Raw genomic sequence first — 18,103 nt, forward strand, 5'->3', positions numbered from 1 at the left:
CTCGCGCAGTGGAATGCTGATGGAGACATAGGGTCGATCTCCGCGTGGGCGGAGGAGCCGGGTGGCAGCCCATATTCAGGAAGACATTCAAGGGTCGATCTCCGCGTGGGCGGAGGAGCCGCCACCACGCACTTGTGGAAGCGCTCACTCGCAGGTCGATCTCCGCGTGGGCGGAGGAGCCAGGGCTAGAAAGAGGGCAACGGGGTAATGACAGGGTCGATCTCCGCGTGGGCGGAGGAGCCCGCCAATGCAATCGCTGGAGGTGTTACGGGAGGGGTCGATCTCCGCGTGGGCGGAGGAGCCACAAAGCAGCCACCCAGCCGGAGCTACTGTCCCGGTCGATCTCCGCGTGGGCGGAGGAGCCGAACAGTAAAGGAGTGCGTTGGGAATAGGATTGGGTCGATCTCCGCGTGGGCGGAGGAGCCGTGCCTTGAGGAATGGAGGTTGCAGCGGTGCCGGGTCGATCTCCGCGTGGGCGGAGGAGCCCTGAAAGACATCACCGCAGACAAAGTGTCGGCGGGTCGATCTCCGCGTGGGCGGAGGAGCCGATGCCTCCTAGAGCCTCCTGAACTGGGGTAGGGGTCGATCTCCGCGTGGGCGGAGGAGCCGCTGCGGGCCTGTCGAGAGAATGGCGGCGAAGGGGTCGATCTCCGCGTGGGCGGAGGAGCCTTGTTGCCGCTGCGTTCTCATGACGTAAGGACGGGTCGATCTCCGCGTGGGCGGAGGAGCCCAACCGCCTACGACTTTCCAGTTCGGATGCTCGGGTCGATCTCCGCGTGGGCGGAGGAGCCGGGGTACCGGCTGGCAAGACTATTCGGGCGGGGGGTCGATCTCCGCGTGGGCGGAGGAGCCTTCCTCGTAGTGGCTGAGATAGCGCGTCCGTGGGGTCGATCTCCGCGTGGGCGGAGGAGCCGATGAAGACAAGACCGGCACCAACCCTTTTCCGGGTCGATCTCCGCGTGGGCGGAGGAGCCGATCCGGTCAATGTCAAGCTTGACGACGCCGGGGGTCGATCTCCGCGTGGGCGGAGGAGCCTAGCGACCCGGCCCGGTAGAAAGCTGTTTTGAGGGTCGATCTCCGCGTGGGCGGAGGAGCCTCTTGCACGCAAGAGATTGATATCTTTACAGATGTCAAAGAACACGCGTCAAGTGGCGCGAAACGGCCGGCGAACGAGCAGGGCACCTTCGTGCTCGATGATGTCCTTCGGCGGCTCACCAAGCGTTTTGATCTGAAGCCCACCTGGCGCCGACGTATCGCGCCAGATCATCACGATACTGCCCGACTGCAGGCTGGCGTGCCAGTCCTCCAGAACGCTCCACGCGCGTTCCCGTACACCCTTCGTCAAGTGTGGACCGACGTAGACGCCCGGCGAGGCCTCCAGCATGATCGAGCCCAGAAAGCCGCGATAGCGCATCTCGACATCGCGCGTGACGACAATGCACAGCGGCATGCTCAAGCCTCCCTCCGTTCGGGATCGGGAGGCGAACCCTTCGAGGGCTCGGTAACGGGCTTCGGCTCCGACGCCGGCTCAGGTCGCGAGATGTCGCCCGAAAGCGGCGGGGCCAGGATCGCCTTGATGTGATTGATCAGCCGAGCCACGGTCTGGTCTTTGTTGAACGTCTCAGCGGCACGCCGTCGGACAAGCCGCTCGAGGTTCTCGTCGCGTTCTTGCAAGGCCTGCTTTGCCGCACCGAACGCGATCGGCAGAGTCACGTCGTGGCGGACGAGGTCAGCGATGTCGAGAATGAACGACTGGCCGCTGTCCTCGTGCACGAAGCCGATCTGCGGGATCGTTGCTGTCGACGCGACCGCGATCGCAGCGGCAGCCTCCACCGCGCTTGCCGCATGGTTGATCGCCTGGTTCGCGATGTCGGTTGCATTCGGGTTGGCGCGGTCATACCGGCGCCCTTTCCATGGGACGCCGTAGCGCTGCGCGGTCAGTTCGTAGAGGCGTTTCAGGCGTGCGCCTTCCATGCCGCGCAACATTTCTATCGTGCGCGCCTTCACCTCCTCGCCGAAGCGGATCGTGTACATCTGGCGGGCGACGGCGACGCGCTCCTTCGGGTCGGCCCAGAAGGTGACCTGACGGCGTGCGAGGGCGGAAGAGTCGGGAAGCAGCGGCGGTGCGGTGTAGAAGCGGACGCCGCCCTGGCCGATGGCCGCGAGTGCGCAGCCGTGGGCGGAGAGGATACGGAGTGCGTCATGGGTCACGGACGAGCCGGGGCCGAGCAGGATGATCGAAACGGACTGGTGCGGGAGCTGGTAGTCGCCGGCATCGAGTGCGCCACCGCCGGCGCAGACGAACCGCAGGCAGCCATCCTCGACCTCGAGCCGGCCGCGTTCAAGAAATACGCACCCGTGCCGGTCGGCATGCGGAATTCGGGCCTTTTCGAGACCGAGGCGTCCGAGCAGCATGGGACTACCTCCGTCTGGGCGGGCGCAGGAGCAGCATGCCGAAGCCGAACGACAAATGCCGGCCGATGCCGCGGGCGAGGAGGGCGTGGAAGCGCTCGGGGTCGGTGACGCTGAGTTCGCCGTGGAAGGTGGCGTCTGGGCCTTCGACGGATGCGCCGCCGCGGGAGACACGGGAGCGCTGAAAGGCCGTGAGGTCGGTGTGCTCGTGGTCGACTTCGGCGGCTCCGTCGAGGCGGGCTGCGAGCCAATCGCGGTAAACCGTGGGACGGTCGCGGCCGGCAATCATCATGCCCGAGGCAGTCGGCGTGCCATCGACGAGGCGTGTGCGGCCGTCCGGATGGTTCCGCTGCGCTTCGAGTAGAAAGACGTCCACTTCGGAGCCAGGCTTGTAGGCGGGCCGTTTCGGGTTCGGGTTGGGCAGTTCGGTGCGGATGCGCGAGACAGGGCGGACACGGACATCGAATGCGAGACGTTTGCCTTCGGTCCAGGTCTCGGGCATTGGCTTGGTGTCGAGATCGACAAGCCTCAGGATGTGATCCGCGGCAAACTCGGGCACCGCTGTTTCAGCGGCGATCGCGAGAAGCTCGTCCTTAGGCCATGCCGTGTAGGCGTAGATGGTCCCCAGATCCTTATGGCGCGGCACCATGAGGCGGAACGGCTTGAGCGCGTTGGGGCCGAACGTTTCGTCCAGTACGTGGTGCAAGGCCCGGCCGGGATCGAAGCCGGCATCGGCCTCTCGGCCGTCACGCCGTTTGCGGGGTATCCAGTCGCGGTCGCCAGCGTAGCGGGCCAAGGCTGAGAGCCGGATCGGCACGCGCGCGAAATGAAGCGGGCTGCTCATATGGCCACCTCGCCATCTGCTGTAGGTGGCGGCGCGGGCGGCGCTAAGCGACCTTCGATCACGCGGCGCGTGCCGCCGTGAAGCCCGGAGATCCAGTTGCGGCGGTCGTGGATGGCAAGGCCCCGGTCGACTCCTGCGCCCTGGTCGGGGCCGTCGCCGGCTGGCCATTGCGCGCGCAGGTCACCGGTCTTACGCGGCTCTCGTTTGCTTAGGTCCATCAGCGCGGGCAGTTTGAGGAGCGCATCGTGGGCGGTTTCTGCTTCGATCAGTCCGGCGTTCAGCGGCCACGCAGGCAGGCAGGGCTTGCGGCCGATGAACAGCGGGCGCTCGGGACGGTCTAGGGCAGCGGCGAGATCGTCGAGAGTGGGATGGTGGCGGCCGGCGGGGAGGGCATGGTCCGGTGGCAGGTGCAGGGTGAGGACGACCGCGACAAGCGCATCGGGGTGGTAATCACGGAAGCGGCGATGTGGACCGCCGTAGCTTCCGCCATCGCGGCCTTCAGGCGTTCCACGGGTGGTCCATCCCTTGTCGCTTTTTTGCATATGCACGTTTTGGACGTCGGTCAGGACGCCATGATAGGGCTCATCCTCGCGCCGCGATGCGAAGACGATGCGGTCCTGTAGCGCCTGATGTGCTTCGCACTCGATACGCTCATAGCCGAGCGCGTTCGCGAACAGCCCGGTCAGCATGGACAGCGCCGGGAAGTCCCAGGTGACGCCGTAATTGTCGATGGCAACCGCACCAAACGAGAGCAGCGGCGCCTCGAGCCGCAGGACGAGCCAGCGGCGGGCGGGGCTCATGCTCATCGCGTCGCCTCACCGTTGAGGACCGCAGCCTTCGCCCATTCGGCGATTTCGCGCAATGAGCCGCGCGGGGCCGACCGGAACACGTCTTCGTTCATGGGGTGCAGGGTGCGGCGGGCTTCTCCGGTCTCGTACAGCCGATCCATGGTGGCCAGGTGTTCCGCGCTTGCCTTCAAGGCCGCGTACAGGTCGGCCCTGACCGGCGTGCGGAATGCCGCGGAAAGGCTTCGCGGCTGACGGTCGCCGGCCTCGACCAGCACCATCTCGGCCCGGCCATAGGGAGCGGTCGAGCCGAGCTTGGCGCCGGGCGAAACCTCGGCGATGAGGTAGATGAGGTTATGCACGACTTCGGCCGCCATGGTGCGGTCGGCGCTGGTCCACTCGGGACGCTCGCAGCCGGTGAGATTGGAAACGAGGCCGGGGACATCGACGACGGCGTAGCCGTAGAACAGGCCGGACATGAGTTCGGTTTCCTGGATGGTGTCGGCGCCGGAATCGTCCTCGTCGCGCTTGAGGTCGTCGACAGCTGTGAAGTAATCGCTTTCGGTTTCCTCCTCATGCACGGTGAAGGCGTGCGCGACGTGAATCGGCGCCTCGATGTTGGCGGCCGGGTCGGACGTCACCATGCGGCCGAACAGTGCGGCGGGGAGGCCTGCATTCAAGGCATTCTGTTCGCGCAGAGTGGAGAGATTGTTTTTCTTGTCACTAACCCACGGCTTTAAGATGCCGTCAGCGTCCTTCAAAGCCTGAGCAACAGCCTTCTTATCCGTTGCATCGGAGTTGGGAGCGCTCAGCGCCGCCTCGATTTGTGGCGCTAGCGAATCTGCCTCTTTCGCCAACCAGCGTAACTCCGGCGCGCCCAAGAGCAGCGTTTGACGAGACTTCTTGTCGGTGCCCTTGTCGCCGTAGACGTGTTTCTGGAAGGTGTCGTTCAAAACAGCCAGCGTCAATGGCTTGTAGCTTGCTGAAAGCGGCTCGAGGACCTTGAGCGTAACGAGTTCACGTGAGCGAAAGGCGTCCTCCGCACCAGCGATTTTCAGCAGTGCATGCGGGTCGTCCGCCAAGCGCCAGTGCCTTTTGAGGCATTGGCTGGAGACGCGCGTGCGCATGGCGCCGCCGTACTTGATGCGCTTCGCCAGTCCGCTGTCGTCGAGGTTCAAGAGGGCGGCGGAATAGGAATGCAGAGTATGGATTTGAAGAAAACGGGAGGTGGTCATGCGGCATCTCCGGTGGCGTCAACTTTGTTGGACTGGTCATCATTTCGGCCAGCTCGATCGAGGCGGGCGTAGTAGTCGCGCGCGAGCTTGCGCGCGTGTGCCGGATTGTCGGGATCGAGCAGGAAGTAAGCTAGATCGGTGCAGTTGACCTGGGCGCCAGGTGGTTTCTTCGCGGCGAGTGCGCGGGCGGCACGTTCCATCAATTCGGCGCGCATTGGGCCGCGGGCGGCCAGCAGGCGGGCGAAGCGCAGTTCCGACAGCATCGGGCGTGGCTTTGACCCCGGGGGTAGTTCACCAGGCCAGTTTAGATCGGCGCCGTCGCAGAGCGCCTGGCCGAGGCCGCGCCAGCCGTTGTCCTTCGTGGCGGGCGCATGCGGTGAGCGCTTTCCCTCGGGCTGCCCCTTGTCAGTGAGGATCGCCATGATCTGGACGATGCGCGCCCACGTCGCGAGCCGGTCCCCCGTTCCGAAACCGTGTCGCGACGCGAGCCGCCAGAAATAGGGCGCGCCGTGCGCGTTACCGTCGAGCGACATGCGCCTCATGTCAGCGAGCGCACCAGGGTCGAGATCGGCCAGGGTCCGGCCAAAGGCGAAAATTGTGTCACCCGTCTTCGACCGGCTTTCCTGAGCTTCAGGCTGCATGGGCCACCTCCGTGTCATTGCGCTTGTCGAACAAGCCGGGGAAGCCAACGGAGCCACCTGCTTTCGTCTCTCGATCGCTTCGGATTTGAGCTTCAAACCAACGTCGCGCACGGGCTTCGGCGCGCGGGCGGTGGATCGACGGGCACGGGATGTCGGCGAGCCCCTCTTCGAGAAGGTCGCGAGTGGCATCGATCAGCGGCAGCAAGAACGCGCGACGGGCGTCTTCCACGGCTTCCGATGAGCCTTGATCCTGCGCTTCGAAGCGGGCCCAAAGCGCTCTGAAAAAGGCGCGATCCGCAACGACATCAAGGCGGTCTCGGTAGGGTTGGGCGCGTTTGCGTTGCCGTTCGCCCTCCTTCTTGCGCCGGTCCTTGGGAACGTCACGCCAATAGACGCCGCTACGTCCAAAGACGCCGATAGCACCCGCGAGCGCGTCGTCGATCTTCTTGATCTCACTGATCTGTTCGGTTGCGAGTTGGTGGAGTTCTCGACGTTGTGCGCCCAGGCGGCGCGCCGTGCGTCCATCGAGCGGGATGGTCCGGGACTTGAAACCCCCAGTCACCGTATTTCCGCGCGCAATCGCTGCGAATGCGAGCAACCAGTTCGGTGTCGTGTCAAGTTCGTCTGCACCCAATTCGGCAAGGGGAGGTAACTGCCACTCACCAGATAATGTGAGCTCCACAATGCGCCGGTAGTGAAAGTTGCCCCTTTCAGTGATCGATAGCGCTTTACTTTCGACTGGATGCACCGGAGCCCAAGGATCGGCTATGTTGCCATTGAGATGTTTGGCCCTGACGCGCTCGGCAGATGAGTTTCCCACCTTGGCGAACAATCGAGATGCAGAGTCTTCGAGGCGGACTCGTCTGCAAACCTCGATGAACCAGATGTCGAGATCCTCGAGTGCAAGTTGCTCGCCCTCGGGCCAGGGCACAGCCCAAGTAAGAGCAATACCGTACGTTTCTCGATATGGGATTGCTGTTTGCTCCAGGATGCTTTCGCGGCGCCTTAGAAGCTGCGTTAGGTCACGTTTCAGGCGGCGGCCGTACCGAACACTCGGCTCTCCAACGGTTTGCGACATCGGGGCAAGCGACAGCAGCACGCGGCTCGATGAGCCCCCGTTCATTCGCGCTATGCCGTAATTCTTTGGGCCGCCGTAACCCTCCATGGTTTGCAAGCTGACTAGGGCAAACATCCAGTCATCGTCATAAGCAGCTTGCGCCACTTCCTGCTTGAGATCGTGGTTGCGCGAGGTGATCAGCATGTCGAGCGCATCGGGCGCGAGTACCGCATCATCCTTCAGCGTAACACCCTCAGGCACCGGCGGCTGCAGAAAAGCCGGCTTCGACCAGTCCTCGACGACGAGGCTCCACGGCTCATCGTTGGGAAACTCCGCCCGCGTCAGACAGCCGATGATGTCTTGCCAAGCCGCGTCGTCGTCCGGCGGCGCGTCCAGCCCCGCGCGATGACAGGCAATGGCACCAAGTTGAGCCAGGAACAAGTGCCAGGCCGGCTCCTGATGCGCGCGCAGGGCCGGAAAACTCTCTACGCGATCGGCCATCAGCGCAGCGTAGACGTCGGGTAGGGACCCCGTCTGTTGCCCCTCAGTCGTCTCGAACCGGATCAGCGATTCCGTCAGCAGATTGTGAGCCATTATCCCCGTCCCTCTGGCGTGCCAGTCCGTACCGATCATACCGGAACGCGGCATCTCCAATGGAGAGTACGATAGCATTGCAGTTCTTTGAATGTTCTAGCGGTGCGTCCTCCCCAGAAATTTCGCGGCACCATCGGCCGGGGAGGACGAGTTCGGTAACTGGCTCGCCGAACGGGCCGACAGGAACTTGCTCTGCGAGGAGCAGCCGGACGTTGTCTTCGCCAAGCCGCGTGCGGATCTTCTGTTCCGCGCCGTCAGGAAAGGCGCACTTTTCGAACGGCTTTGTGCGATCGATGAGGACGCCGCTTGCGGCAAGCCGGTCGCCAAGCTCGCTGCCAACCACGTCGTCTCGATAGGCCGACCAGGCTGGGCCGAGTTCTTCATGCAGAGCCTTGATCTGCTGGGGATGCAGCGCGCTTTCGACCAATGGCCGGTTCATCTCCGGGATTGTCCAGACCGGGTCGCCTTCTACGAGCCGCCGGGTCAGTTCCAGCACCGAAAGATCGCGGTACACGCCTTGCAGCCCTCCCGCGGCACGCCACGCACCGAGACCGTTCTCAAAGGCGGGCTTCAGCAACAGCGCAAGCCCGCCCTCCGGCACCATGACGATGCAGCGCGGCTCTTCAAAGCCAGCGGGCCGGGCAAGCTTGTGACGATGCAGTCGGCCGATGCGCTGTAGCAGGACGTCGATCGGGCAGAGGTCGGTGATGAGGAGGTCAGAGTCGATATCGAGGCTTTGTTCAAGCGTCTGCGTCCCGATGACGATGCGGCCCTCGGGCGCCCGATGCTTGTCCGTGTTCAAAGCGGCTTCGACGGCCTGATCGAGGAGCTTGCGGTCGGTTGGTGCGAACCGGCTGTGATGCAGCGTCGAAACATTGCCAACCCGAAACAGCAATCCGTGATCCACGGGCTCGGCGAGTGCTTCAAGTGCCGACAGTGTCTCGATCGCGCGATCCACCGTGTTGCGGATGACGAGGACACGCGCCCCCCGGCGCGCAGCGGTCAGCGCACGCTCGGCTGTCGCCTCGGCGGCCATGGTCACCAGCGTTTCCATGGCGACGTGCTTGGAGTTGTAGGGCGGTGCCTCGGGTGATTGGGCCGTGTCTGTCTCCGAGGTCCATAAAGCTGGATAGGGTATGGCGCAGGCGGCTGCAAAATCGGGCGCGGAGTGTCCGAGCCACTTGGCCCGTGCCGTCGAACCGAGTGTTGCCGACATCAGCATCGCATAGCCGCCTACAGCGACATGGCTGTCAAGCAGCGCCTTTTGCACAGAGGTCATGTAGGCGTCACTGGCATGCACTTCATCGATCACGAGGAGGCTGCGCGACAGGCTGGCGGCACGCAGGTGAGCATGCTTGACCGTCAGCGCGCCCATCATGACCTGGTCGACGGTCCCGACCGCAATCTGCGCGGCGAGATAGCGCTTCGAATGCTCAGCAGCCCACCGAGCATGCTGCTTTTCCGGCTCACCACGCGCGGCATCATCCCAAAGCACGCGCCAGTGTGGCAGCGCCGTTCCCTCAACATCGCCCGCCTTGATGTAGCCAGGCACGGCGAGTACCGGCTGAGGCGTGTCTTTTCCGAAAACCCGCTTGGCAGCGTTGACGATCCGGGCATGCAACTGGACAGCGGCCGCGCGCGTCGGCACCGCGAAGTAAAGTCCGTCGACGCGGCCTGCCTCAAACAGCCGCACATAGTGCCAAAGCGCAGCTTCCGTTTTGCCGGACCCGGTCTCCGCTTCAAGTATTACGGCCCGCGCGTTCAAATCGATCTCGCCGACAAGCGCTTGTTGCGGATTGGGTGACGAGAAACCTGTCAGGTCACTAAAGCAGATGGCCGAGTTGCGGGCGTTACGCTGGCGCAAAGCATCCAGCCCGACCGCAATACACGCCCTTTCGGCTCCTTTTTGTGCCGTCTCGATGTAAGTCCCGTCTAGTTGCGCCATGTGCGGAAACCATTGGGCCGACGAGCCAAGCCAATCGGCCAGCGTCGTCAGACCGCATATGAGATGCTCGAACTGACCGTTATCGCAAGGCAGTTCCGTGCCGCCATGCTCAAATGCCGCCGGAAACCATTGGCACATGATGCGGCCCATCTCTTGCCCTACCGCTTCGAGATCATAGGGTCCTCTAGACCGCCAACACTGCTTCGCGTCGCTGAGGTTGCGGACTTGGTTTCGTGCCGGGCGACCATGGTGCGATATGACGGCGCGTAGCAGGCTTTCAGCGATACCCCATCCGACGAGTGAGTCGATGTGGAGTGAGCGCGCGAGTGGCAGGTTGGCGACGCCGTCGTTGGCTAGAAAAATTTCTAGCCCCTCGTGGACATGACCATGGGGATTGACGCCCCAGCTTTCACCAGGCCAGCCGCGCGCTTGAAAGCCTGGATGCAATTTACCCGCGTCGTGCAGAAAGACGAGAGCTGTCAGCCGCTCAAGTTGGATGTCAGTGATAGCATCTCCGGCTGCCTGCTCCAGCCTGGCGCTGAATGCCGGCAGCATGACCAGTCTGCGAAAGATCGCCGCTACATCAGCGCAATGGTGAGCAAGGTGATGTCTCGTCCCAGCTGAAGCGTCAAACTTTCCCCAAGGAGCCCTCGTCATTGACCGCAATGTTCCAAACAATCGTTTCTCTAGTATTCAAGTATGATATCTGAAGCGCAAACTGCGCGACCGAAAGGATGCGTACGACGAGAGCGCCTGCTAAAGCGATGCCCTAGAATCCGGACGTCGTCGATATAACATTTGAGATAAGGGCGCTTTGCTTTGCCGATGGCGGCTATTATTGGGACGACACTGCCGTCGCAAGGCCGAGAAAGCGGACGGTGCTTGGTGCATCTTAAGCCGAATTGGGCGCCCTTCGGCACTATACCGATCACCGATCCATAGCCGACATATGTGCCACTTACGATGCAGTAGCCAAGCTTTCACTCGTTAGCCCATGGACAAAGAAGAACGAGAACTAGTATCGCAGGGATGATTGCCTCGATATCAAAGGTGTATGTTTGCGGCTCCGTGGATCCTATCGCCGCCGGTTATTGGGCTTTGTCATGGGCGTATCGAATTCACCTGATAACCAAGACAACGGACAAAGCGATTGGCAGCTCGACTATCTGTTCTCCATCGGCAGGGCCAGCTGGATTGTCCACTTATCCGTCTGTGCACTCACGTTCGTGGTGCTGATCCGTCGGGATGTCGGGTCATGGAGTCTGGTTTGGATCTCCGCGATGGCGGCACTCTCGCTCGCGCTCGCAGGCCTCAGTCATACCTATGCGAAAGGCTGGTTTCCCCGTGTCCCGCGCAGCGCTTTCGGGAAAGCTCATTCGGCAATCACAGCGGCTATCGGGCTCGTATGGGGTGCAGGGGCCTTTGCCTCTGCGGCTCAGGGAGAGTTGGATCTCAGCGTGCTTTATGCCCTGGCGCTTGGAGGGACCGCATTAGGCGCCGTCAGCTCCCAGCACGCTTTGCCACGCAGTTGTTTGCTGTCGATCTGGACGTCTGTCCCGCAGCTGGCCGCGTCGTTCCTCGTCTACGCGCAAAACCCTTCCATGTTTGCCATTGCAACAATGGTGCTGCTCTATGGGGTGACGCTCACAATCCTCATGCATCGCATGTTCGATTTTCTGTCCGATAATGTCGCGATTTCACGCGACCTTTCCCGCAAGAACGCCAAGCTTTTCGCGACCTCTGCCCAACTCAAGGAAGCGCATGATGCAAAGCTTCGCTTTCTGGCACAGGCCAGTCACGACCTGCGCCAACCCATCCACGCAATTGGCCTCTTCGTCGAATGTCTGAGAGGGATGCGATTGGGAACGGACGCGTCGGAGATTTTGGCAAGCGTCAACCAGTCGGTCAGCTCGCTCTCTCGGCTCTGCCGCTCGTTACTTGATCTGTCCGCGATTGAAGCAGGTCAGGTCAAGCCCGAACCGGTGGACTTCGCCTTGAACGACATCCTTGGCGAAGTTGTGCGCCAGTCGCAGGAAAGCGCGAGGAAGAGTTCCGCCGAGCTGCGCTTTGTGTCCACGCGTCATTGGGTGCACGCTGATCCGGCGTTGTTGCAGGCTATGGTGCAAAATCTTGTCTCGAACGCCATTAAGTATGCACCGAACGCGAAGCTGCTCGTTGGCGTCAAGCGTCGCCAGGGGAAGCTGGCTCTTGCCGTTGTCGATCAAGGTTCGGGTATCCCGGAGGAGCGTTGCGAAAAGATTTTTGCCGAGTTCGAGCGGTTGGATGTCCACCGGGGTGGTCCGATCGAAGGGCTTGGACTTGGGCTTTCCATCGTTCGCAGGCTTGGGCACCTGATGGATCTCACTGTCCGCGTCCAGTCACGCGTCGGACATGGAACCACTTTCTGGATCGAGGAACTCATGCCGATTGCCAGTCGGAAAGTGGCTGCCGTGAAGCTCGCTCGCGACCATCACCGCGTTCTCGAAGGTTTGCGGGTACTTGTGATTGACGACGACCGCGCCGTGCGAAAAAGCACTGCGCAAGTGCTCGCCCGTTGGGGATGCTCGTCGCGGGCGACAGGCCGGATCGACAGTCTCAGAGCGGAGGTCGACAGCACGGATTTCATTCTATGCGATCAAGATCTCGGCGGAAGCACGACCGGGTTGGACCTTGTCACCCGTCTGCGCGCCGCGACGCCAAAGATAATCGGAGCCGCGATCATGACCGGTTCGGACAGCGAGCAGTTACGAGCCGACGCGGCGCGGGCAGGCATTGTTGTCCTGGCAAAGCCCGTGAACCCGTCGCAGCTCCGGTCGCTGCTGCTCTCGGCGGTGTCGGGCAAGTACTACAATAGTCCGAGTTCAGCTGCGACCCGCGCCGCGGCTGATCGGGTCGAAACCTCGAGCGAACGCAACACGGCGGACACGTGAATGCGTACCGTGTAAGGCGAAATATTGAGTTCCCGTCCGATCTCTTTGTTGGAGAGACCTGTACCAATCAAACGCAAGACCTCTCGTTGACGGTCCGACAGTCGCGCGAGCACATCAGACGGTAAGGGGCCGTTGGCGCTGATCGTGCTTTCGATGCGCACGATGATATCGCCTGCTAAGGCGTCGGAGACCGCCGCCGCCATATCCTGTCCCGAAACGGCCTTGCTGATGAATCCATCAGCTCCGGCTTTCATGACACCGTCGACCGTCTCGCTGTCGTCAGACATCGACACCACGACGAGCGAAGTTGTAGGAAAATCTGAGCGCAAGGTGCGAATACTGTCTTCCCCCTCGAAGCCTGGAAAGCAGAGGTCGAGAAGCATCAGAAAAGGAGGAGGACCGTTTCCCGCTTCCCGCAGCAGTTCGGCCGTCGTTCCGACTTCGATAATGTGCGCAGACGGGACGGCACGTTGCACGATGCGCCGCATACCCTCTCGAAAAACAGGGTGGTCGTCAGCGATGAGAATCCGGTCTGACATGGGCTGAACGTCGCGTTGAATTGCAGCTGTGATCACGTTGAACAGAGAATTTTCGAGAAACCTATAGTCTCAATCCACTTGCCGCGGCCACAGCTGCCGTCCGCGAATTGACGCCCAACAGTCTAAAGAGGGAAGAGATATGCACACGCACAGTATAGTGGGAAATACCCAGGGCCAGTGCAATTTCCTTGTTCGTTCGCCCCAGAGCAAGCTGCTCCAGGATCTGGCGTTGGCGCGGAGATAACTCGGAAAGTTCGACACGGCCAACGGGCTCGTCACCGAGCGTGGCAGTGAGCACTTCAACCATAACCTCCGGTTTCACCGACCTCGCGACACACCCATCTGCGCCATGCTCGATGATAGCTTTGATCTGGGCTTTTTGAGTGTCGGCGGCAATGACCAAAATCGCACTATCGGGACAGTGCTGACGCAATCGACTGATGGCGGCACAATATTCGTGACCGCAGAGGAGAAGATCCAAAACGAAGAGAGCTGGATGGTTTTCGGATGCGACCCTTAACATGGAGTCGAAATCGTCTGCTTCCAGCACGAATGCGTCGGTCACATAGCGCAAAACAAGACGACGCAACCCATCGCGAAAAAGCGGAATGCCGTCCGCGATAACAATCTTCCTCAAACTCATCCCGCCCCACCCCATTCAGTAAAGGTCCTAAAGCGGCGTAAAACGGCGGCCAATAGCACGCATGTGCTAGTCGAAATGGTTTGAGCCCGGAAACAAGGACGTAGATCCGAACAAAAGCGCTGGCGAATCAGGGGCTAAATCCGGATTCCTTAAAGGTCAATTAGCACGCCTAACCGAATTGCCGGTGTCGCCCCCGCGTTCCATTTTGCAGGGCAGCGACGGACGCAATCGGGGGAACACTGCCCCGCGCCCGTGATTTGACCGTGCGCAGACTGCTGATTGGGTTGCGCGGATTCTTTGAGGGGGCGCCTCGTATGGACCAGACCTGCCGGAACATCTGGTCACGAACCTTCGCAAGACTGATTGTGGCTCCCGAGTGCCCTAACGGCGATGAGGGCAAACCCGGTCGGCGGCACCGTTGGCGCACAACCGCGTTCACTGCTGCTCTCGTAGTAATCGGGGCGTCAGGGATCGCGGGAAAGGCATCAGCGCAGTCAGTAAATATTGACGGCGATTACGTGGTGACCGGTGGCGCAGGCGGCACTCAGCCAAATCCGTGGACCGTGGAGGACAGCGCCTACGTCGGTCGCGATAGCGAAGGCTCGATCACCATCGAGAACGGGGGCGCCGCGCATTTTGAAGAGAGGTTGACCGTCGGATCTGGGTCGACGGGAACGGTCACCGTCAGCGGTGATGGATCCGAACTGACTGGAGACCGTAATCTCTGGATCGGACTGGATAGCGATGGCACACTGACGATAGAGAACGGCGCCATCGTCGAATTCGGTGGTTATGTTAATTTTGGCTATGTGGGTTCATCGTCCGGGCTAGCGACCGTCACTGTTGACGGTGACGGATCCTCCCTTTCGACACTGTACGGCATCAACGTCGAGAGCAACTATAGCCCGTCGTCCAACAACAACTACACGCCTCATCCAGACCACATCACCACGTTCGACATCACAAGCGGCGCGACTGTGATGAGCAAGGACGCTGATATCGGAACGTCGTCCGAATCCTTCGCGGTTGTGACCATTTCCGGTAACGGATCGACGTGGACAGCCAGCCAACAATTCATGATCGGAGATTTCGGCACCGGAGTCCTCAACATACTGGACGGCGCCGTTGTGATGAGCGACCAGGACGCTGGTTCGTTCGGTTCACATGTGGGGACCAACAATGGCGGTCATGGCGAAGTACTCGTGGATGGTGCCGGCTCGAAATGGGTGAGCGGAAAGTTCCTTAAAATTGGCCGCACAGGCACCGGCATTCTAACCGTTGCCAATGGCGGCACGATCATAACCGAAGATGGGAACGGGACCGTCTTTCTAGGCGATGAATCCGTGAACGCCGTTGGCATTCTAAACATCGGCGCGGCCGCGGGCGACGATGCTGTCGCGCCCGGAACTCTGCAAGCCGGAAAGATCCAATTCGGTCTCGGTGATGGCCGCGTGGTCTTCAACCACACTCGGCCCGGCAATCCCTACTACGATTTCGCGACGCCGCTGATCGGAGCCGGCACCGTTCAGCATATTGCCGGCAGAACGAACCTTACTGGCGACAATAGCGGCTTCATCGGCGCCGTGGAGATGGAGGGTGGCGAACTCTATCTTGAGAATGCGTTCGGCGATGACAATGGTGGTGACAACGGCAGCAGCTTTATCGTATCCGGCGGCAACCTCCACATCGGTCTCTCGTCCGAAGTGTCGACGGCGGCGATTGAGGTGGGTGCAGACGGCGCATTCACCATGATGGGGTGGTCAACGCTCAATGTGACGGGTAGCGACGGCATCACCAATGCGGGTACGATGGAGCTTGCGGATGTCAACAGCGCCGGGACGGTGACCAACCTTGAGGGCGGCAGGATAAACATCGGCGGCATTTCAACTCTCAACGCGGCCGAGATTATCAACGAAGGACGTACGGTGGTGCTGTCGCACAGCATCTCTCCCACCGTCTTTGGCGGTCGTTCCGACGATACATTCGTCAATCGCGGAAGCGGCGTTTTACGGATCGGAAACAGTTGGCTGAGCGTCACCGGCACGTTGGAGAACTCATCATCGGGAAACCAAGCTGACGGTGAGGCTGGCATCGATATTGGCACGTTCGGTGATCTCAGGGTTGGTGAAACGTTCGACAACGCGGCCGGCGGCGTGGTCGTCAATCGCGGCGAACTGCGAGCAAAGGCATTCGTGAACCAGGCAGGCGCCACGCTCACCACTTCGAACTTGATGTCCGTTAGCGGGGGCGAGGGGCTCACCAACCAGGGCACCGTCAATGCCTCGGGAGAGCTGTTCGGCAAAATGTCCAACCAAGGCGGTGGCGTCTTCAATGTTACGGGCGACCTCGACAGCTATGACCCTCTGATCAGCGCGCCCTTCACCAACGAGGGTAACGCGGTTCTTAATGTCGCCGGGGGTAACTTCACGGGAGTTAGGAACCTCACCAACACATCGGCTGCTCAAGCCGGAATTTACGTCGCCGAGGAGCGGACGCTCAGCGTGGACAACCCGCTCAACAACTTTGGCGGGATCGTCAACAACGGCATCATCGAAGGCGGGATGAAAAATGAAGGCGCCGTGACCAACGCCGGAACCCTGGACGGCGGTCTAGTCAATGACGCAGGCACATTTACGAACACCGGCGTTGTCAACGATGGCGTGACCATCAACGGCGGCACGTTCATTACGCACGCAGCGGGCCAGACCACGGGCATTGTCAACAATGGCGAGCTTGTCTTCAATCAACTCGCAAACGGCGGATACGCCGGGTTGATCATCGGTACTGGTACGCTCGAAAAAAGAGGCGACGGAACGCTTGAGCTAACCGCTGACAATTCGGCCTTTTCCGGAGCAACCACGGTTTCCGAGGGCAAGCTCGTGATCAACACGGCACTTGGGGGCACCTTGACACTTGCCGGCGGGGTGCTCGGCGGCAACGGCCTACTCGATACGCTGAATATCGCCGCAGGTGGAATACTCGCTCCGGGAAACTCAGTCGGCACGACGAATGCCGTCAATTACAATTTCGCCCCAGGCTCGACCTATGAGATCGAACTCAACGACGGAGGAAATGTCGCGGGCGTCAACAATGACCTCGTCAACGCAACCGGAACGGTCACGATCAACGGTGCTGCCGCGCATGTAAAGCCTGAAAATGGCGCGGATACCGGTGCCACTTACACGCCTGGAACAACGTACACAGTCGTCACTACGACGGGGGGCGTCACGGGCACCTTCGTTAATCTGACTGACGACTTCGCGTTTCTGAATTTTGCGCTGTCGTACGATGCCAACAATGTCTATCTGACGTCTCAGCTGGCGAACATGTGTCTTTCGGATTTCTCAGCCAACCAATGCGCAGTGGCGGACAGCCTATCCGGTTTGGGCTCTGGCGCGCTCTTCAACGCAGTGACGAACCTATCGAATGCCGAAGTCACAGGCGCCATGGATCAGCTTTCCGGCGAAGCCCATCCATCGATTTTGGCTAGCTTGATGGAAGAAAGCCGCTATATCCGCGACGCCGCAATCGATCGGCTGCGCAGTCTCTTCGGAGGCGTCGGAGCGCGGGTCGTATCAACTCCTGAGGCAGAGAACAATTCTGCGTCTCGCAACACTTCCAGCATCGAATACTGGGGGCAGCTGCTTGGTGCGTTCGGTAGGGCCGCGGGCGAAAGTGGAAAAGCTTCCGCAGACCGCTCGTCCGGCGGAATTTTTGCCGGCGCGGATGTTCCGGTCTCAAATAACATTCGAGCCGGGATCGTGGGTGGCTATGGACACACGCATGTTTCGGTCGATGACCTCGCATCCTCTGCGTCCTCTCAAAACTGGTCCGCGGGCGTGTACTCAGGTGGTGCGTGGGGGCCCCTCAATGTGCGGGCGGGCGGCGCATATACGTGGAACGACCTCGAAACGCGGCGCAGGATCGGCTTCACCGGATTTTCCGACAACCCGTCCGGAGATGCGAATGCCGCGACAGCCCAAGGCTTCGCCGAGAGCGCGTATCGGATCAGGACGCCGTGGGCTAACTACGAGCCCTATGCGGCGCTCGCCCATGTGCAATTGAACCGCGGAAAATTCACGGAGCAGGGAGGTGCTGCCGCGCTCACCGCCGCCAGTTCCCGCATGGACACCACCTTTACGACTCTTGGCCTACGCGCCGAGACATTCACGGCTTTCGGGACCAACACCAACATCCGCTTGAGCGGTGGCATCGGGTGGAGGCACGCCTTCGGTGACACCGTGGCGCAGGCGAAGATGGCCTTTGTGGGAGGCACGCCCTTTGCCGTTACCGGCGTTCCGATTGCCCAGGATGCCCTTGTGGTGGAACTCGGAGCTGACGGCGCATTGGGTGAAACGACTAACTTCGGCGTGCACTATCTCGGGCAGATCTCCGATGATGCCGACGATCACAGCTTCAGCGCAAGTTTGGCCGTGACATTCTAGCCTCAGCGCCGTCCGATTACTTCTAGTCATCCG

General features: G+C 61.2%; 12 protein-coding genes and 1 CRISPR repeat array (1 of these 13 cut by a window edge). Of the genes, 2 read left to right on the top strand and 10 right to left on the bottom strand.

Going from position 1 to position 18,103, the window contains the following annotated elements; genetic code table 11:
- Positions 1-1,096: a CRISPR direct-repeat array (repeat unit 29 nt; unit sequence GGGTCGATCTCCGCGTGGGCGGAGGAGCC); it begins 580 nt to the left of the window's first position.
- A gap of 48 nt (positions 1,097-1,144) precedes the next feature.
- Genes cas2e through YBN1229_RS16260 form a run of 8 tightly spaced genes read right to left on the bottom strand, consistent with a single transcriptional unit; the run spans position 1,145 to position 10,170 of the window.
- On the bottom strand, positions 1,145-1,450 hold the full coding sequence (gene cas2e / locus YBN1229_RS16225; RefSeq protein WP_046478311.1) for a type I-E CRISPR-associated endoribonuclease Cas2e: 306 nt from the start codon (positions 1,448-1,450) through the stop codon (positions 1,145-1,147).
- A gap of 2 nt (positions 1,451-1,452) precedes the next feature.
- Positions 1,453-2,415 (bottom strand): type I-E CRISPR-associated endonuclease Cas1e, encoded by a 963-nt coding sequence (cas1e, locus tag YBN1229_RS16230; RefSeq protein ID WP_082101180.1) that lies wholly within the window; start codon positions 2,413-2,415, stop codon positions 1,453-1,455.
- Between the two features lie 4 nt (positions 2,416-2,419).
- Positions 2,420-3,256, bottom strand: coding sequence for a type I-E CRISPR-associated protein Cas6/Cse3/CasE (locus tag YBN1229_RS16235; RefSeq protein WP_046478310.1), 837 nt, complete (start codon positions 3,254-3,256; stop codon positions 2,420-2,422).
- The gene (cas5e, locus tag YBN1229_RS16240; RefSeq protein WP_197540857.1) at positions 3,253-4,062 is read right to left on the bottom strand and encodes a type I-E CRISPR-associated protein Cas5/CasD; all 810 of its coding nucleotides are present in this window, start codon (positions 4,060-4,062) and stop codon (positions 3,253-3,255) included. The genes YBN1229_RS16235 and cas5e overlap by 4 nt, the downstream gene beginning before the upstream one ends.
- On the bottom strand, positions 4,059-5,276 hold the full coding sequence (gene cas7e, locus YBN1229_RS16245) for a type I-E CRISPR-associated protein Cas7/Cse4/CasC (protein ID WP_046478308.1): 1,218 nt from the start codon (positions 5,274-5,276) through the stop codon (positions 4,059-4,061). Before cas7e ends, cas5e begins: the two co-directional genes overlap by 4 nt.
- Positions 5,273-5,935 (bottom strand): type I-E CRISPR-associated protein Cse2/CasB, encoded by a 663-nt coding sequence (locus tag YBN1229_RS16250; RefSeq protein WP_160298727.1) that lies wholly within the window; start codon positions 5,933-5,935, stop codon positions 5,273-5,275. The genes cas7e and YBN1229_RS16250 overlap by 4 nt, the downstream gene beginning before the upstream one ends.
- Entirely contained in the window at positions 5,907-7,568 is a 1,662-nt protein-coding gene (locus YBN1229_RS16255) for a hypothetical protein (RefSeq protein WP_076605317.1), read from the bottom strand. The genes YBN1229_RS16250 and YBN1229_RS16255 overlap by 29 nt, the downstream gene beginning before the upstream one ends.
- Positions 7,519-10,170, bottom strand: a complete 2,652-nt coding sequence (locus YBN1229_RS16260) for a CRISPR-associated helicase/endonuclease Cas3 (RefSeq protein ID WP_076605316.1) — start codon at positions 10,168-10,170, stop codon at positions 7,519-7,521. Before YBN1229_RS16260 ends, YBN1229_RS16255 begins: the two co-directional genes overlap by 50 nt.
- Positions 10,171-10,616: 446 nt before the next feature.
- Between YBN1229_RS16260 and YBN1229_RS16265 the strand changes: the two genes are divergently transcribed.
- Positions 10,617-12,443: an ATP-binding response regulator gene (locus YBN1229_RS16265; RefSeq protein WP_052744021.1), complete on the top strand. Its 1,827-nt coding sequence runs from the start codon at positions 10,617-10,619 to the stop codon at positions 12,441-12,443.
- On the opposite strand, the gene YBN1229_RS16270 is transcribed toward YBN1229_RS16265, so the two are convergent.
- Together YBN1229_RS16270 and YBN1229_RS16275 are read right to left on the bottom strand one after the other, a co-directional pair.
- Complete coding sequence (locus YBN1229_RS16270) at positions 12,359-12,982, bottom strand: LuxR C-terminal-related transcriptional regulator (RefSeq protein WP_046480281.1); 624 nt, start codon at positions 12,980-12,982, stop codon at positions 12,359-12,361. The two genes, YBN1229_RS16265 and YBN1229_RS16270, sit on opposite strands and share 85 nt — an antisense overlap.
- A 61-nt stretch (positions 12,983-13,043) precedes the next feature.
- Positions 13,044-13,625: a LuxR C-terminal-related transcriptional regulator gene (locus tag YBN1229_RS16275; protein ID WP_052744022.1), complete on the bottom strand. Its 582-nt coding sequence runs from the start codon at positions 13,623-13,625 to the stop codon at positions 13,044-13,046.
- Between the two features lie 314 nt (positions 13,626-13,939).
- On the opposite strand from YBN1229_RS16275, the gene YBN1229_RS16280 reads away from it, so the two are divergent.
- Positions 13,940-18,070, top strand: a complete 4,131-nt coding sequence (locus YBN1229_RS16280) for an autotransporter domain-containing protein (RefSeq protein ID WP_046478305.1) — start codon at positions 13,940-13,942, stop codon at positions 18,068-18,070.
- Positions 18,071-18,103 lie beyond the last annotated feature (33 nt).

Origin of the sequence: Candidatus Filomicrobium marinum (genome assembly GCF_000981545.1) — a bacterium.
Lineage (GTDB): Bacteria > Pseudomonadota > Alphaproteobacteria > Rhizobiales > Hyphomicrobiaceae > Filomicrobium > Filomicrobium insigne.

Excerpts from the sequence above, each read along its gene's own strand:
- cas5e (WP_197540857.1), bottom strand. The coding sequence starts at position 4,062 with ATGAGCATGAGCCCCGCCCGCCGCTGGCTCGTCCTGCGGCTCGAGGCG.
- YBN1229_RS16250 (WP_160298727.1), bottom strand. The coding sequence starts at position 5,935 with ATGACACGGAGGTGGCCCATGCAGCCTGAAGCTCAGGAAAGCCGGTCG.
- YBN1229_RS16280 (WP_046478305.1), top strand. The coding sequence starts at position 13,940 with ATGGACCAGACCTGCCGGAACATCTGGTCACGAACCTTCGCAAGACTG.
- YBN1229_RS16235 (WP_046478310.1), bottom strand. The coding sequence starts at position 3,256 with ATGAGCAGCCCGCTTCATTTCGCGCGCGTGCCGATCCGGCTCTCAGCC.
- YBN1229_RS16265 (WP_052744021.1), top strand. The coding sequence starts at position 10,617 with ATGGGCGTATCGAATTCACCTGATAACCAAGACAACGGACAAAGCGAT.
- YBN1229_RS16275 (WP_052744022.1), bottom strand. The coding sequence starts at position 13,625 with ATGAGTTTGAGGAAGATTGTTATCGCGGACGGCATTCCGCTTTTTCGC.
- YBN1229_RS16270 (WP_046480281.1), bottom strand. The coding sequence starts at position 12,982 with ATGTCAGACCGGATTCTCATCGCTGACGACCACCCTGTTTTTCGAGAG.
- cas1e (WP_082101180.1), bottom strand. The coding sequence starts at position 2,415 with ATGCTGCTCGGACGCCTCGGTCTCGAAAAGGCCCGAATTCCGCATGCC.
- cas2e (WP_046478311.1), bottom strand. The coding sequence starts at position 1,450 with ATGCCGCTGTGCATTGTCGTCACGCGCGATGTCGAGATGCGCTATCGC.
- YBN1229_RS16260 (WP_076605316.1), bottom strand. The coding sequence starts at position 10,170 with ATGACGAGGGCTCCTTGGGGAAAGTTTGACGCTTCAGCTGGGACGAGA.
- cas7e (WP_046478308.1), bottom strand. The coding sequence starts at position 5,276 with ATGACCACCTCCCGTTTTCTTCAAATCCATACTCTGCATTCCTATTCC.
- YBN1229_RS16255 (WP_076605317.1), bottom strand. The coding sequence starts at position 7,568 with ATGGCTCACAATCTGCTGACGGAATCGCTGATCCGGTTCGAGACGACT.